This window comes from Bacillus cereus group sp. MYBKT111-2 (assembly GCF_051915205.1).
Taxonomy (GTDB): Bacteria; Bacillota; Bacilli; order Bacillales; family Bacillaceae_G; genus Bacillus_A; species Bacillus_A paranthracis.
On sequence record NZ_JBQAEG010000004.1, the window covers coordinates 511445 to 527158 of the forward strand.

Genomic DNA, 15714 nt, shown 5'->3' on the forward strand with positions numbered 1-15714 from the left:
TTATGTCAGTTTCTTATTCCGCGCTTCTTAAAACAAATACTAACTTCAAAAAACTATTTTATGGGCAAACATTAAGTGTGCTTGGAGATTGGTTTCATACAGTAGCTTTATTAACATTCGTCTATAGCATAACGGAATCTCCGTTTATGATCGCACTTACTTTTATAAGTAAAGGTTTACCACAACTCCTTCTTAGTCCATTCATAGGCGGAATTGTAGACCTTTTTTCTAAAAAGAATATTATGATTTTTACCGATATTACACGGGGAATTCTAGTCCTTACATACTTATTCGCCAGCTATAAAATTGAAATTATTTTCATTACTAATATATGTTTATCTGTACTTTCTTGCTTATTTGAGCCGGCTAAACAAGCAACCTTAAAAAACATCGTACATCAAAATCATTTCGTAACTGCTAACTCTCTTTCTAGTACAATGAATGGTTTTATGTCTATTATGGGTGCTTCTGTAGGCGGGATAATTGCACAATCTTTACATATTGAGTTCGCTTTTTTAGTAAATAGCCTATCATACTTTATTTCAGCCTATTTTATTTATAATATGAGTGTTCCCTCTTATGATACTTGTAAGAAGAAAAAAGCATTTTTTACTGATATAAAAGATGGTTACACATACATATTACAAACAAAAATCATTTTAATATTAATTCTTGTAGGCATTTCATGGGGGCTTATTGGAGGTGCTTATCAGCTACTTCTAACAATCTATGCCGAAAAAATTTTCCACACGAACATTGGGATTTTATATACGGTTCAAGGGTCTGGGCTTATGATAGGAAGCCTTCTCGTTAATCTTTACATATCCAGCAATAAAGAAAAAATGAAAAAAGCATTTGGTTGGGCCTACTTCCTACAAGGCTTTTTCTTTCTTGGATTCATTCTATCCGATCAACTTATTTTCGGTATCATTACATTACTCTGTATGCGCATAGCAGGAGGAATCATCGTTCCACTTGATACGACATTACTTCAAACTTACACGCGTGAAAATATGATTGGTAAAGTTTTTTCCTTTCATTACTCTATTTATAGCTCACTTATACAGTTATCTATGCTCATGACAGGATGGTTATTAGAAATCCTTTCTCCTCAAATAATTGGTAGTTTTCTAGCTACATGTTGTATTTTTGTTAGTTTTATATGGCTGTTCTTGTATTATCGCGGGAAACTTAATGAAGAATCTACTATTGCTTAATAGCATGTTTATGTACATGCTATTTTTATTTATGTCGAAATATAAAGGAAAAAGACGATTTATTTTCCTTACGTTCTATTTTTTTAGAATGTACAATAAATTTAGATTATAAGAAAGGGGATGCCATAATGTTTGACGATAGACTTACTATTTCAGCTGAACAGCAGAAGCTCATTTCCAACGCAACTCGTATTCAAATTCTTCACCTTTTAAAAGACGAAGCTCTCACTGCAAAACAAGTAGCTACGAAACTAAATAAATCTACTGGTAGCGTACATTATCACGTTCAAATTTTATATGATGGAGGGTTACTTGAATTAGTAGACACGAAGGAAAAACGAGGGATTATTGAAAAATATTACAAGGCAAAATCTGCTCATTTCTATATTGAAGAAAGCGGCACAGAGGGAACGAATACAGGTAGTCATATTGTTTCTCATTTATTTTTAACTCCAGAGGAATTACAACAGCTTACTTGGGAGGTTACACAAGTTTTATTACGCTGGGAAAACAAAACCGCTCGTCAATCTAACTCTGAAGAGGAATACGCTATTTCCTGCAGGATAAAAAAACAATGAAAGAAAGGTTCAGCTGCTCATGAAAAATAAATTATTATTATTGTCGGGAACAGGAATTTCTCGTTTAGGTGATTTTATGTATCTCATCGCCTTAAACGTAATGGTGTTACATAGCACAAACTCTCCTGCTGCTGTAGCAGGATTATGGATTGTCGGTCCAATTGCGACCGTTGTTACAAAAATATGGTCTGGTAGTATAGTAGATCGATTAAACAAACGGTCTATTATGCTCATCACAGATATCATTCGGGCAGCTCTTATTGGCTGTGTTCCACTATTTGATTCTATTTGGGCCATTTACATTTTTATCTTTTTGACTCGCATTGCTGCATCATTTTTCGATCCAGCTTCATTTTCTTATAAAACAATGCTTATACCTGCTGAAGAACGCGCTCAATTCAACGCTTGGAGTAGCTTTTGTACAAGCGGGGCTTTTATTATCGGTCCAGCTCTTGCTGGAATACTTCTCACCACGCACTCAGCATCCTTTGTAATTTACTGCAACTCACTTTCCTTTCTACTTTCTACTATTCTCATTTATTTCTTACCTAATATTACGTTACAAACAAAGCAAAGCGAAGAAGTTGCAAATACTTTCGTACAAACATTACGAAGTGATTGGAAACAAGTTTTTTCATTCGCTCGAACTGAAACGTACATTATTCTCATATTCGTTTTATTTCAAGCGACTATGCTTGTCGCTATGGCACTTGATTCACAAGAAGTTGTTTTTACAAGACAAGTACTGTTTTTAACCGATATAGAATACAGTATGCTTGTTAGTATAACTGGCGCTGCTTACGTTTCCGGTTCATTTCTTGTCTCTCTCTTTGCCAAACGTTTACCAATTCAATATTGTATCGGATTAGGGACAATTTTCACAGCAATAGGCTATGTAATTTTCGCCTTTTCAAATTCATTTATCGTCGCGGCAGGCGGTTTCATTTTACTTGGCATTTCTTCATCATTTGCTGGTACTGGCTTTTTTACATTTTATCAAAATAACATCCCAGTTCATATGATAGGACGTATCGATAGCGTATTTGATTCCATAAAAAGTTTTATCCAAATCTTTTTCATTTTAGCAATTGGAGCATCCGCACAATTTCTTTCCGTTCAAATGACTGTAATAAGTAGCGCATTACTCATTCTTTTCCTTTCCTGTTTATTAGCAATCCGAGTAATGACTCCTTCACGTGAAAAATATTTTAAGGCTACAGGATCATCATTGGAATATTAACCGCAACATAACAAGCGGCGATTTGCTAGGTAGTAAGCCCTCACTGATTAAAGTTTTACTTTATGTTAAAATATTAATGAAATTTGATTATGTGGGGGGGCTTTTTTGAATACTATATTCATGTTCATTTGTATTATATTAGTAGCTTCTATTTTACAAACAAGTACCGGTTTTGGCTTTTCTATTATGGCAACATCTTTCTTACTCATGTTATTTCTACCACAGGAAGCTATACAAATAAATATCATTTTATCATTCATTATTTCTATATCACTCATTTGGAAAATAAGAACGGACATTGATTGTATTCTACTGAAAAGATTAATTTTCGGCAGTATAGTTGGTGTTCCTTTTGGTATTATCATTTTCACTTCTATTAACATCAACACATTTAAATTAGCAATTAGCATCCTACTCTTACTATTAACTTTGATGCTAATCTGTAACTTTAAGATTCAATCAACAAAATCTAGAGATTTCATAGTTGGCGGATTATCCGGTCTTTTAACGACAAGTATCGGTATGCCAGGACCACCCCTATTACTGTACTTTACAGGAACTGATACAAAAAAAGAGAAGCTGAGAGCAACTACTTTAGCTTTTTATCTATTTATATATTTCATTAGTCTACTAACGCAAATACTCTTTACTGGCACAAACAAGACAATTTGGGAATCAAGTTTTTACGCTATTCCAATCGTATTTCTAGGTTTGTATATAGGCCAAATTATTTTCAAATGGCTTAATCAACGGATTTTTAAAATATTTACGTACATCCTTTTAAGTTGCACGGGCATATATCTTCTTATTGAAAGTTTGCATTCGTTATAGAAGGTGCTTTAGTATGTGTCATAACGGCGGATAAGTTTTCAATATTTTTAAACGTGATAACAATAAAAAGCGGCTATTTTGCCGCTTTTTATTTTCAAATTAAATATTTTAAAACTAGAAGCCCACCTACCGCTATTACAAACACATTGAAAAAAATCAACCAACCTTTTTCAAAATCTTTATATCTCTCTTCTTTCACTCCACGTTGTTTTAACTTCTCAATTACGTTTTTCAATTCTTGTTCATGCTCGGTACTTCCTAATTGTATATAGTTATTATCTATAGTAATTCCATATACATTCTTCATTTTTTTATGTCGCGAAACTGCTTGAATTGAGTTTATTAGTACATTGTATTCATTTAATTTTTTAAAATAACAATCTAACGCTATAATGTGTAACCTTGTATTAGTTAAAACAATGTAATAATAAAAGGTAGCACCTGCCGTGAATATATTCGGTATAACTTTAGAATTTACAAGGCTCCCCTCTTCCACTAATATTTCACATTCAATTTCTTCTCCTTCTTGTAACTCTTTACGAACTGATTCTTCCAACATTTGCACCGTTAATTTCTTCAATAATTCTCCGTTTTTCACATAATACTTATCTACATTTATAGTCTCATCCGCTTCTTTCTCTAAACGTGTAATCTCTTCCTCTGAATATTGGAGCTCATTTAACATAGATAATAATCTTTTATCCATATTACACACTCCCTTTCCACAGTTTTTGAATTTTTTTCTTCCCACGAGAAATTCGATTGTATATGTAATCCACCGTTACTTTTAATTCTTTCGCAATATCATCAATGGAATATCCATCAATATACCTCTTTAAAAAGATATATCGATCTTTCTTATTTAAATCTTGAACTATTTCCATAATCTCTTCTTCTTGTTCTATTTCATACCTATCATGGACACCTGTATCTATTTCTACGTCTTTATCGATTTTATTCTCTTTATATACTTTCTTTTTATATTCCAGTGCCTTTAATTTAGTAATACCAATCATCCAAGATTTTAAGTTCCCCTTGTCTATATCAAATTGATCGATATGAAACCAAATGACAGTAAATACATCGTTATAACAATCATCCACATATTGTTTCTCCATAGGGGTACTTAACGATTTATGAATAATGTACAAAATTAATTTTCCATATTGATCAATCACTTCTTTCAAAGCATCTTGATCGCGTTTTTTCATAGCTATAATTAAATCCTCTTCAGAATTGAAAATCATAAGCATCTTCCTTCCTCAATTCCCCTTTAGCAGCTGCCTTTACTTACTATTGGCATTTCATTCTCATTTTCTATCACTTTTGTAAAAAATTATTAATTTTTATTTCTATGTATATGATAACAAACAAAATACCTAAGTTCAGAAAGTAGTATCTACATTCTGAACTTAGGTATTAACAATCAAACTATTCACTTATGCTAACGTTTCATCACAAGTCTCTGTTACGTTTTTAAAATATTGCAAGCTCTCCTTCGCTGCAGGTCTGCCTTTTTACTCACTTCTTATTAAATCCTTTTTCACTTAAAAACTCTTTCATATGCATTCTTTTTTCTTTAGACATAAACGAACTCATCGATTCCGTCCATGTTACGTTTTTTTGATTTGATGATCTTTCTTTATAATACGCGCTCATCGTTTCGTCGTATTCGTTTAATAATTCATCATATTTCTTTTCATCATATCCATTTTCATGAAGGATTGCTGCTATCGGTAAACGTGGTTTCACTCCGTGATCTTCATCTGGTACACCGACTGTCATTCCGAATACAGGATATACTTTATCTGGTAAATGAAGCAATTCACTCACTTCTCTTGGGTTATTACGAATACCACCAATGTAACAAATACCGTATCCTAACGATTCTGCTGCTAACGCCAAGTTTTGTGCGAAAAGTGAAGCATCTACTGTTGCTACGATAAAGTCTTCTACTCCTTCATGCTTTATCTCGGTACCATGTTTTTCACATGCCATTTCAAGTCGTTTTAAATCTGCACAACAAACAAAGAATGCTGCGCAATCTTTCACATGACGATTTCCGGATAACTCTGCTAGTTTCGCCTTTAAGTCTTGATCGGTTACATATATAACAGAGTAAGCCTGTACAAAATGCGAGGAAGCAGCATGCTGCGCAGCTTGTACCATTCTTTCTACTACATCTTTCGGAATAGATTCTTCTTTATATTTACGAACTGAAACGTGTTGCTCTATTTTATGTATCATCTCATTCATGAAAATCACTCCTTTTTCTCTTCATAATGAAAAATTAACATATCTTTTCCAATATTCACAACTTATAAGCACAAAAAGAGCAATTCTTTTTGAATTGCTCTTTTTAAAAGATCTATTAATACGGTAAATGAAATTATATCGTCGATTTTTTCAATATATCAACGATTCCCTGCACTATATCGACGATTTTTCAAATATATCGTCGATTCGACAAAGAATATCGACTTACCGACAAATAACGACAAACTCACTACGAATTATTCCTTATCTTATTACGCTGTTTTCAACACTTTAACACCTTTTACGATATTCCAAATGAAGTAATAAATTCCTACAAGAATGAACACTGCATATGTGATCATGATCCCAATTCCAGCACCATCAGATTGATTGAATCCTAAACCGTATATTCCTGATATCGCTACCCCTCCGAATAAAATTGCATATGGGAAAATATGTGACCAAAATGCTTTTTTCGCGTGATATTTCACTTCATCCTCTGCAACGAAGTACACGATAATTGGTAATAAAAATGGGGCAAAAAAGATACTAAAGTAACATAGTGAAGATAATATATTATTTCCTTTCATCCGATTCACCTCTAAATAGTTTTTGTTATCTTCATTATGTCAGGAATCCATTCTAGAAACTATCGCTTTACCTTTCATTAAGATGACATATTTGTAAGATTCCCCTCAAAAAATCCCGCCTAGAATGCTAGGCGGAATCACTTCCACTATATTCGATTCATAAACCAATATTGCGTAATGGCTAAATATTCACGTATATTCGATGGAATGACAATTCGCTTTGGCGTTTCGGCCGGAAGACCTTCTAATTGTAAACCTTGCTTAGCTGCTATTTTTTTCGCTCTAAACATGTGGAAATCGTTTGTTACGATCATTCCTTTTTTCATATTGTCCGGAATTAAAGGTTTTGAGAATTTAATATTTTCATCTGTACTCGTTGACTTATCTTCCATGATAATGCGGTCTTCTGCAATTTTTAGTTTCATTAATCCATTTTTCATTGCTAATGCTTCTGAAATATCTTCCCCTTTTCCTTTTCCTCCAGACACAATAGCAATTGCTTTCTCATGTGCTTTCAAATACTCAGCTGCTTTATCGATACGATATTGCAATGAGTACGATGGTTTCGTTCCGTTTACTTTCGAGCCTAAAACAATGATATAATCAGCTTCATAGGTCGCATTCATGTGCCCATGCTTATAAATGTTATATTGTAAAAATCCCACATAAACGGCGCAAACCATTATAATTCCTATCATATACTTCATTATTTTTTTCTTTCTCATATCTATATACTCCTATGTTCTTTGCTTCTTTCATGATAATATCCATTTATTTGTTTGTATACAGACAAATTCCAAATCACCCTAATTTATCCTCTAGAAAGTAATATTTATATTTCTTTCGGGAACAGTAAGTACAACTTTGCACGAAGGAGTGTCTCTATTGCTTCTCTTTTTATGTAACGTATCGTTCTTTTTTATTTTATTTTTACTATCACTTAAGATGCTCGGTAAATCAGCTTTAGCACAACTAACTCCTCATGATTTTGGTGCTATTATCTTTTTATCTTATTTAGCTTTTCAAGCCATACCAGTCTCTGGTGCTTTGCAAGCTTTTCTCGGTATGGTTGTAATTACATGTTTACATTTAATCCTTACAAAATTAAGTCTATTCAACAAACTAAATCGTTTTATTCTCGGGCACCCGATTATTTTAATTAAACATGGTGATATTATTTTTGAGAACTTACAAAAAAGTAGGTATCCCATTGCTGAATTACTTTCTAATCTTCGCGTCGCAGGATACCCAAGTGTTCATGAAATTGAATACGCTATTTTAGAAGCGAATGGAGCCATTAGCATTTTACCAAAGCGTGAACTTGTACCATTAACTCCGAAAGATTTGAATATAGATGTTAAGTATGCTGGATTACCAATTGCCCTTATCGTCGATTCACAAATTCAATACGATAACTTAAAGTTAATTCATAAGGACGAAAAGTGGTTATATAAAGAATTAAAAGAAAAAGGAATTACAAACATTAAAAATGTTGCCTTTGCGTCTGTTCAAGAAATTGATGGATCTTTTGCTATTAGTTTAAAAAAATAGAAAATCCCCTTCATTTCTTAAGGGGATTTTCTTCATTATATCGCTTCTTTCTTTCCCGCCATATTTAATGGAACAGGATGTTTCATACGATTCATCGTAAATACGATAATCGCTGTCAATACTTCCGCTACTGGCATAACGAGCCAAATTCCGTTTATCCCAAATAATTTCGGCATAATCCATAATAATGGAATAATAAATAGTAACCCTCGGCTCATTATAATAAGTACTGATTTTGTCGTTTGTCGCACTGATTGGAAGTACTCTCCATATACAATGTTATAGCCTAAAAATACATATTGGATAAAGAACAAGCTCATACCCGTTAATGTTAACTCCAATAACTCTGGAGATTGGACATCAAATAGACCAATAATATATTTCCCAAAGAATAATCCGACAATTATTGCAACGCCTCCAAGTACAACTGCAATTTTCACAGCAAACTGTAATCCTTCACGTAATCTTTCTGATAAATTTGCACCATAATGGAAACTAGCAATTGGTTGTAAAGCAGCACCTACACCAAAGAATAATAGTAATGTCATTGCATGAATACTATTCACCATCGCATAAGAAGCGACTCCTACTTCTCCTGCATATTGAACGAATGCAATATTAAAACCAATCGTTACAATCGCTACTGTACTTTCTGCTGTAAAGCTCGGGAAACCGATTATCATAATTTGTTTTACTGTATCCCATTCAAAATGGAATTTCGTCCATTTTAAAATACTACTTTTTCTAAAGAAATGCGTTAATAATACAAGGAAACCAATCGCTGCCGAAAGAATAGTTGCTGAAGCAGCTCCTGTTACGCCCCATTTAAAGATGAAAATAAAGATATAGTCAAACACTATATTTAATACAGCTGTTACAACTAAACCTGCCATTGCTAAATTAGGATTTCCATCATTTCGTATAAATGTACTTAAAATATTTTCTAAAACGTATATCATTCCAAATGTTAATAATACGTGTAAATAGTCTAATGCATACGGTAAAATCACTTCGTTTGCACCGAATAAGTATGCTAAATCTTCTATTCTCCATAAGCAAATCGCCGCTAAAACGCCTACAATAATGACTGCTACTGTCATGGATTGAGTAAAAATAGACCTTGCTCTTTCAATTTTATTTTCACCTAATGCAATGGAATATAACGTTGCCCCGCCCATTCCAATCCATAATGAAATAGAGAAGAAAATTGAAAACGCTGGAATAGCCACGTTTACTCCTGCTAAACCGTTCGCCCCAACTCCTCTACTAATCATGACCGCGTCAATTACAATATTCACTGACATTAATACCATTCCAAGAACGGCTGGTATTAAATAAGAAATAAATAAATTTTTTATCGGTTTTTCTCTTAATTTTTCTGTTGCTTCCATACTATTATGCTCCTTTTTTCAACTCTCTTTTCTTAGTTTAAACCTTCAAGTAACTTGAAGGTCAATAGAGAATTTGAAAAATAGGTAACTTACTTATCTTGTTTCATGCCAATTTGTAATGATACGAGTGCTACAACTTATTGCTTTATTTTTTCATTATAGGAATTTGAATTTCTGTTACTTGCTCCTCTGGATTTTCTGTTACAGACCAATCGATTAATCCAATCTCAATCGCATCTCCACTTACCTCATATCCTTCTTGATCAATGTATGCAAGTAATTCCTTATACGTTGCACCTGTTTCTTCATACGGTCCATGATGATAAGAACAAGCATATAAACCTTCCTTAATCTCATCTGAACTCTGTACTTGGAAAGGCATGTAATCCAAAAGAATAAAAACACTGCTATATGCTTGAAACTCATTTTGCATGAATCCTTTTTTCGCGACTGTTACACCGATATCTCCAGAAAATAAGCTATCATCCATTTGCCTCATATTTTTTTGCAACGAATGAATGTAGTACTCAAACATATCATCCGTCGTATCCGGGGCAACCGCAATAGCTGTTATTTTTCGCTGCGGGATCTCTTTTATTACCACTTGTTCAGCTTTTGCTTTTGTTGCTTCCTTAATTAAATGAATTCTATGCTCCATTTTCGCCAAAGCATACTCAATTTCTCTTTGTTTTTTCAACATCATCTCTTGTTGTTTTTCCAGTAAATTGAGTGCATATGCTGGATTTCTTTCATCAATATATTTCTTAATTTCCTTTAATGGAATGTTTAATTGGCGTAAAAACTTAATCGTATCTAATAGTGAAAATTGATCGATTGTATAATAACGATAATTTGTTTGCGGGTCCACAGTGGACGGATGAAAAATTCCCTTCTCATCATAATAGCGTAAAGTAGATTCCGCTATATTATGCATTTTTGCCATTTCTCCAATTGTAAAGCGTTTATTTAATAACATCTTTTATTTCCTTCCATTTCTATTTATTTCATTATATGTTCATTCTGTCTTCAAAACAAAAAAGAATTCCCCTACGAGAATTCTTTTTATTAACTCTTAAACCTCTATTATTATAGGAAGGATCATCGGTTTTCTTTTCGTATTAGTATATATAAACTTCCCTAAAGCCTCTCTTACTTCTCTTTTCAAAATACCCCAACTATTCACATTCTCTTTCTTCAAATTATTAATTGTAATAACAGCTAATTTATTTAATTCCTTCAAAAATTCTTCTGAATCACGAACATAGACGAATCCACGAGAAATAATATCAGGACCTGAAATTATTTCTCCATCCACTTTATTAAAAGTAATAACTATAACGAGCATTCCATCTTCTGAAAGTTGTTTTCGATCACGTAATAATGCATTTCCAACATCACCAATTCCTAATCCATCTACATATATATTTCCTGCTTGTATTTTTCTCGATTGAATTGCCACTTCATTACTTATATCTACAACATCTCCATTACGAACGATAAAGATATTCTCTTTTTCAACACCAATTGATTCCGCTAGCAAGCTATGGTGATGTAGCATTCTAAACTCTCCATGAATTGGGATAAAATATTTTGGCTTCATTAATGTGAGCATTAACTTTAATTCTTCTTGATATGCATGGCCAGATACATGGACTCCAGTAGAACTGCCTGATCCGTAAATCACTCTTGCCCCTAATGCAAATAAGTTATCGATAATTCGCGAAACGTTACGTTCATTTCCTGGAATAGGAGTCGCAGCTATAATAACTGTATCTTCTGGTAAAACATCTACTTGCCTATAGTTTCCACTAGCTAAACGGGCTAAAGCTGCCATTGGTTCTCCTTGACTTCCTGTACAAAGTATTGCGACCTGCGATGGATCTAAACGATTTACCTCACTTGCTTCAATTAACATACCATCTGGAATATTTAGATACCCTTTCTCTAGAGCAACTTCTACTACATTTACCATACTTCTGCCGAGCAAAGCCAGTTTTCGATTTGTTTTTATACAAGCTTCAACTATTTGCTGAACACGATTCACATTAGAAGCAAATGTAGAAATAATTACTTTTCTATTTGCTTTCATAAATATTTCCTCTATCCGTTCTCCTACCGATCTCTCTGATGGAGTAAAACCTGGTCGTTCTGCATTTGTACTTTCCGATAGTAAAGCTAGTACACCTTCACTACCTATTTTAGCCATTTTATGAATATCAGGATGTTGGTTATTTACTGGTGTTAAATCAAATTTAAAATCCCCAGTATGTACTACATTACCTTCTCGAGTATGAAACACAATACCGAGACAATCTGGAATACTATGATTCGTTTTAAAAAATGTCGTCTTAATAGAACCGAGATCAATTTCTGATTCTGCGTGAATGACGATTAATTCTGTATCATTTTGAAGATTATGCTCTTTTAATTTAATTTCAATTAAACCTAACGTTAACTTCGTCGCATAAATTGGTACGTTTAGTTGTTTTAAAAAATATGGTATTCCGCCAATATGGTCTTCATGTCCGTGCGTCACGACTAACCCGCGAATTTTTTCTTTATTTTCTTGTAAGTATGTGATGTCTGGAATTATTAAATCAATTCCTAATAAACTTTCATCTGGAAATTTAGATCCACAATCAATAACGACAATATCATTTTCATATTGAATAGCGTACATATTTTTCCCTATTTCATTTACTCCACCTAAAGCAACGATAGACAAGTTGTTTTTTAATGAATTCAAATGATAAAACCTCCCTTTCACATTTATAATTCGTGAAATAGCATTTAGGCTTTATTATTTGTAATAAAAAAGGACTTCATACTATTTCATACATATAAAATCCACACGCTAATCTTATATGTATATCTCTAATAACACCGTCTCTCTCTAAAAAAGCTCCCATTTTTTCATTGATTTTTTGCAAAATATATTATATATTAATTACAGGTTCAAATTACGAGTTCAAAAGAACTTGTAATCAGACCCTTTGTTTAATGGGTTTTACATATTTTCATTAGGCAAATTCCGAGAAATCGTATGATAAAAATAAAAATGATAAGGAGAGGATCCGATGGAATTCGAATTTTTCTTTCAAATTGCACTTATTTTATTAAGTACAAAGCTTGCTGGTGATCTTAGTGTTAGATTAGGCCAACCTTCTGTACTAGGTAAATTAATTGTCGGTATCGTTATCGGTCCAGCTGTATTAGGTTGGATTGAAAACTCAGAACTTCTAACACAATTAAGTAATGTTGGTGTTATTCTTTTAATGTTTATGGCAGGACTTGAAACAGACTTAGAGGAATTAAACGCAAATCGTAATTCTTCTTTAGCTGTTGCACTTGGAGGTATCATTCTTCCATTCGTAGGTGGTTACGTTTCTGGTCTTATTATGGGAATGGAACAAGGAAATGCTGTATTTTTAGGATTACTTCTATGTGCGACAAGTGTTAGTATTTCCGTACAAACACTTCGCGATTTAGGAAAGATGAAAACACGTGAAAGTACAACTATGCTGGGCGCAGCTGTATTTGATGACATTCTTGTCGTTATTTTATTAGCATTTGCAATGAGTTTCCTAGGTACAGACGATGTTAACTTAACAATGATTATCTTGAAGAAAGTTGTATTCTTCGCTTCTATTATTTTAATCGGATGGAAAGGTGTTCCTGCGATTATGCGCTGGTTATCACCGCTACGCGTATCTGAGTCTATCGTGAGCGCGGCTCTTATCATCTGTTTCTCATTCGCATATTTCGGCGAATTATTAGGAATTGCTGGTATTATCGGTGCTTTCGCAGCTGGTATCGCTATTTCTCAAACGAACTACAAACATGAAGTAGAAAAGAAAGTAGAGCCAATCGCTTACGCTATGTTCGTTCCAGTATTCTTCGTAAGTATCGGTATGAATATTACATTTGACGGTATTGGCGATCAAATTTGGTTCATCCTAGCATTAACAGTAATCGCTGTATTAACGAAACTAATCGGTTGTGGCTTAGGTGCACGAATGACTGGATTTGATGCTAAGTCTTCTGCAATTATCGGTTCTGGAATGGTTTCTCGTGGTGAAGTTGCACTTATCATCGCAGGAACAGGACTTTCTTCAGGTCTACTAGCACAAGATTACTTTACAGCTATCGTTATTGTCGTTATTTTAACTACAATGATTACACCACCAATGTTAAAATACACTTTTGGTGCAAAAGATAAAGCAATGAAAGCAAGTAAATAAGTTTAATAAAAAAGAAGCTTACTATCTTATAAGATAGTAAGCTTCTTTTTCGTTTTATCTTTAAACAATCCCGTTCGTTTTTAACCATTTTTCAAAAATAATTCGTGCTTCATCATCATCAATACCATTACGAAATGAATACACCATAATGCCATAATCATCTACATATTCACCTAGCTTCATTTCCTCCACTTTCTTATAAAAATCGTCTACCTCATAGTGTGGAATATACGCATCCCAAACTGGTTCATGTATTCTTTTGTACGCTGTCACTTCTAAATCATATCCGTCTTCATAATATCCGATGTGATAATGTTGACTAGAATCATATTTCTTCATAATAAATTCCCCTCTCTTTGAAAATTTATCATATTTCACATCATAAACAAAAGCGAGCTGTATATTACAGCTCGCTTCATTCATTAAATACGTTCCATCGCTGTCTTCAACGTTCCAACAACAAAGGCAATTTCTTCACTTGAAATAATAAGCGGTGGTGCTAGCGTTAAAACGTTATTATATCCTGCTGTTGTCATACCGTTTCGTCCTATAATTAACCCTTTTTCTTTACAAGCATTTACAACACTTGCAATTTTGTCGTTATCAATTGGCTCTTTCGTCTCTTTATCATTTACTAGTTCAATTCCAACTAGTAGTCCTTTTCCTCTAATATCCCCTACAAGTGGATGTTCTCCAATTTCTTCTTTTAATTGCTCTAATAAAAGCGAGCCCATTTGTGCAGATCGCTCAATTAAATTTTCATTTTCCATGATCTCTAAGTTTTTAAGTGCTAATGCACAAGCTGCAGGGTTCCCACCAAATGTATTAATGTGGCGTAAAAATTCATATTCTCCTTTTCCTTTAAATTCTTCATATATTTCTTTTTTCACAGCTGTTGCTGATAATGGTAAATATGCACTTGTAATCCCTTTTGCCATTGTAATAATATCTGGTTTCACATCATAATTCATAAATCCAAATGCCTTTCCTGTACGCCCAAAACCGCAAATCACTTCATCGCTAATGAGCAAGGCACCGTGTTTTTGACACGTTTCATGAACAGCTTTCATATAGTCTTGTGGCGGCATTAAAATGCCTCCGCCTGTAATAATTGGTTCCATAATAAAAGCTGCAATCGTTTCACTTAGTTCCCATGTCATGACCCGATCTACTTCTTTTACACATTCTACATCATAAATGTTCTCTCTTTCTATTCCAGGCATACGATAACAATCTGGCGGCGTTACATGTAAAAATCCTGAAGCAAATGGCTCATATTGATATCTACGCTGTGCTTGTCCCGTCGCTGCCATCGTTGCCATTGTATTCCCATGATAGCCGCGGTAACGTGACATAAATTTATAACGATGTGGTTCACCTTTTTGCGCATAGTATTGTCTTGCTATTTTAAAAGCTGTTTCGTTCGCTTCCGAACCACTATTAGAGAAGAAAATAACATACTCTCCTCCAAGCCATTCATTTAATTTTTCTGCAAGCTTTATAGCCGGTTCATGTGATTGTGACATTGGAAAGTATGATAATGTTTGTAATTGCTTATATGCCGCTTCTGCAAGCTCTTTTCTGCCATATCCACTATTCACACACCAAAGACCACTCATACCATCTAAATATCTTTTTCCTTGTATATCTTCAACCCAGCACCCTTCTGCTTTTGCCCCTACCATTGTACTATTTGGACTAAAGGGACGCATTCCGTGCCAAACATATTGCTCATCTTTTGCTAATAATTCATCAGTCTGTTTCGTTTTCATCATTTCTTCCACCTTCCATAACAACTTATTTTTCACAAAAGCTGCGC

At 33.7% G+C, this 15714-nt stretch carries 16 protein-coding genes; 6 read left to right on the forward strand and 10 right to left on the reverse strand.

The annotated features are described in order from the left end of the window. The first annotated feature begins 2 nt into the window (after positions 1–2). From ACTFNE_RS14880 to ACTFNE_RS14895, 4 genes are all read left to right on the forward strand, one after another. Positions 3–1217 (forward strand): MFS transporter, encoded by a 1215-nt coding sequence (locus tag ACTFNE_RS14880; protein WP_270705597.1) that lies wholly within the window; start codon positions 3–5, stop codon positions 1215–1217. Positions 1218–1345: 128 nt separating this feature from the next. Then, positions 1346–1795 carry an ArsR/SmtB family transcription factor gene (locus ACTFNE_RS14885; RefSeq protein WP_000459093.1) on the forward strand — a complete coding sequence of 150 codons (450 nt, stop codon included), beginning with the start codon at positions 1346–1348 and terminating at the stop codon, positions 1793–1795. 19 nt (positions 1796–1814) lie between these two features. Continuing rightward, a complete protein-coding gene (locus tag ACTFNE_RS14890) occupies positions 1815–3035 on the forward strand; it encodes an MFS transporter (protein ID WP_270705599.1) in 1221 nt (406 codons plus the stop codon). A gap of 105 nt (positions 3036–3140) precedes the next feature. After that, positions 3141–3866 (forward strand): sulfite exporter TauE/SafE family protein, encoded by a 726-nt coding sequence (locus ACTFNE_RS14895; RefSeq protein WP_270705601.1) that lies wholly within the window; start codon positions 3141–3143, stop codon positions 3864–3866. Between the two features lie 94 nt (positions 3867–3960). Here the strand turns inward: ACTFNE_RS14895 and ACTFNE_RS14900 are convergent, their stop codons facing one another. The 5 genes from ACTFNE_RS14900 to ACTFNE_RS14920 form a co-directional block, all read right to left on the reverse strand. Continuing rightward, positions 3961–4572, reverse strand: coding sequence for a flagellar motor switch protein FliG (locus ACTFNE_RS14900; protein ID WP_270705602.1), 612 nt, complete (start codon positions 4570–4572; stop codon positions 3961–3963). A gap of 1 nt (position 4573) precedes the next feature. Beyond that, on the reverse strand, positions 4574–5119 hold the full coding sequence (locus ACTFNE_RS14905) for a sigma-70 family RNA polymerase sigma factor (RefSeq protein ID WP_139242225.1): 546 nt from the start codon (positions 5117–5119) through the stop codon (positions 4574–4576). Between the two features lie 268 nt (positions 5120–5387). Beyond that, on the reverse strand, positions 5388–6122 hold the full coding sequence (nfsA, locus tag ACTFNE_RS14910) for an oxygen-insensitive NADPH nitroreductase (protein ID WP_046197300.1): 735 nt from the start codon (positions 6120–6122) through the stop codon (positions 5388–5390). 272 nt (positions 6123–6394) lie between these two features. Then, complete coding sequence (locus ACTFNE_RS14915) at positions 6395–6712, reverse strand: DUF4870 domain-containing protein (protein ID WP_000678046.1); 318 nt, start codon at positions 6710–6712, stop codon at positions 6395–6397. Positions 6713–6858: 146 nt separating this feature from the next. Next, positions 6859–7410 (reverse strand): YdcF family protein, encoded by a 552-nt coding sequence (locus tag ACTFNE_RS14920; RefSeq protein ID WP_306447215.1) that lies wholly within the window; start codon positions 7408–7410, stop codon positions 6859–6861. Positions 7411–7597: 187 nt separating this feature from the next. Between ACTFNE_RS14920 and ACTFNE_RS14925 the strand changes: the two genes are divergently transcribed. Continuing rightward, on the forward strand, positions 7598–8263 hold the full coding sequence (locus ACTFNE_RS14925; RefSeq protein WP_000923930.1) for a DUF421 domain-containing protein: 666 nt from the start codon (positions 7598–7600) through the stop codon (positions 8261–8263). A 35-nt stretch (positions 8264–8298) separates the two neighbouring features. Here the strand turns inward: ACTFNE_RS14925 and ACTFNE_RS14930 are convergent, their stop codons facing one another. From ACTFNE_RS14930 to ACTFNE_RS14940, 3 genes are all read right to left on the reverse strand, one after another. Further along, on the reverse strand, positions 8299–9654 hold the full coding sequence (locus ACTFNE_RS14930) for an MATE family efflux transporter (protein WP_000388375.1): 1356 nt from the start codon (positions 9652–9654) through the stop codon (positions 8299–8301). 145 nt (positions 9655–9799) lie between these two features. Next, on the reverse strand, positions 9800–10630 hold the full coding sequence (locus tag ACTFNE_RS14935; protein WP_000925955.1) for a MerR family transcriptional regulator: 831 nt from the start codon (positions 10628–10630) through the stop codon (positions 9800–9802). 96 nt (positions 10631–10726) lie between these two features. Then, positions 10727–12400 carry a ribonuclease J gene (locus ACTFNE_RS14940; RefSeq protein WP_270705604.1) on the reverse strand — a complete coding sequence of 558 codons (1674 nt, stop codon included), beginning with the start codon at positions 12398–12400 and terminating at the stop codon, positions 10727–10729. Positions 12401–12731: 331 nt separating this feature from the next. Here ACTFNE_RS14940 and ACTFNE_RS14945 point away from each other — a divergent pair, with 331 nt between their 5' ends. Beyond that, entirely contained in the window at positions 12732–13895 is a 1164-nt protein-coding gene (locus ACTFNE_RS14945) for a cation:proton antiporter (protein ID WP_000393887.1), read from the forward strand. A 60-nt stretch (positions 13896–13955) separates the two neighbouring features. Here ACTFNE_RS14945 and ACTFNE_RS14950 read toward each other — a convergent pair whose 3' ends face one another. Both ACTFNE_RS14950 and ACTFNE_RS14955 read right to left on the reverse strand, forming a co-directional pair. Further along, entirely contained in the window at positions 13956–14318 is a 363-nt protein-coding gene (locus tag ACTFNE_RS14950) for a DUF3986 family protein (protein WP_001001115.1), read from the reverse strand. Further along, on the reverse strand, positions 14318–15667 hold the full coding sequence (locus tag ACTFNE_RS14955) for an aspartate aminotransferase family protein (RefSeq protein WP_270705634.1): 1350 nt from the start codon (positions 15665–15667) through the stop codon (positions 14318–14320). Before ACTFNE_RS14955 ends, ACTFNE_RS14950 begins: the two co-directional genes overlap by 1 nt. Between the last annotated feature and the right edge of the window lie 47 nt (positions 15668–15714).

Bases quoted from the DNA above. Each gene is read 5' to 3' on its own strand.
- ACTFNE_RS14890 (WP_270705599.1), top strand. From the start codon at position 1,815: ATGAAAAATAAATTATTATTATTGTCGGGAACAGGAATTTCTCGTTTA.
- ACTFNE_RS14930 (WP_000388375.1), bottom strand. From the start codon at position 9,654: ATGGAAGCAACAGAAAAATTAAGAGAAAAACCGATAAAAAATTTATTT.
- ACTFNE_RS14905 (WP_139242225.1), bottom strand. From the start codon at position 5,119: ATGCTTATGATTTTCAATTCTGAAGAGGATTTAATTATAGCTATGAAA.
- ACTFNE_RS14900 (WP_270705602.1), bottom strand. From the start codon at position 4,572: ATGGATAAAAGATTATTATCTATGTTAAATGAGCTCCAATATTCAGAG.
- ACTFNE_RS14920 (WP_306447215.1), bottom strand. From the start codon at position 7,410: ATGATAGGAATTATAATGGTTTGCGCCGTTTATGTGGGATTTTTACAA.
- ACTFNE_RS14950 (WP_001001115.1), bottom strand. From the start codon at position 14,318: ATGAATGAAGCGAGCTGTAATATACAGCTCGCTTTTGTTTATGATGTG.
- ACTFNE_RS14945 (WP_000393887.1), top strand. From the start codon at position 12,732: ATGGAATTCGAATTTTTCTTTCAAATTGCACTTATTTTATTAAGTACA.
- nfsA (WP_046197300.1), bottom strand. From the start codon at position 6,122: ATGAATGAGATGATACATAAAATAGAGCAACACGTTTCAGTTCGTAAA.
- ACTFNE_RS14955 (WP_270705634.1), bottom strand. From the start codon at position 15,667: ATGAAAACGAAACAGACTGATGAATTATTAGCAAAAGATGAGCAATAT.
- ACTFNE_RS14935 (WP_000925955.1), bottom strand. From the start codon at position 10,630: ATGTTATTAAATAAACGCTTTACAATTGGAGAAATGGCAAAAATGCAT.
- ACTFNE_RS14885 (WP_000459093.1), top strand. From the start codon at position 1,346: ATGTTTGACGATAGACTTACTATTTCAGCTGAACAGCAGAAGCTCATT.
- ACTFNE_RS14915 (WP_000678046.1), bottom strand. From the start codon at position 6,712: ATGAAAGGAAATAATATATTATCTTCACTATGTTACTTTAGTATCTTT.
- ACTFNE_RS14880 (WP_270705597.1), top strand. From the start codon at position 3: ATGTCAGTTTCTTATTCCGCGCTTCTTAAAACAAATACTAACTTCAAA.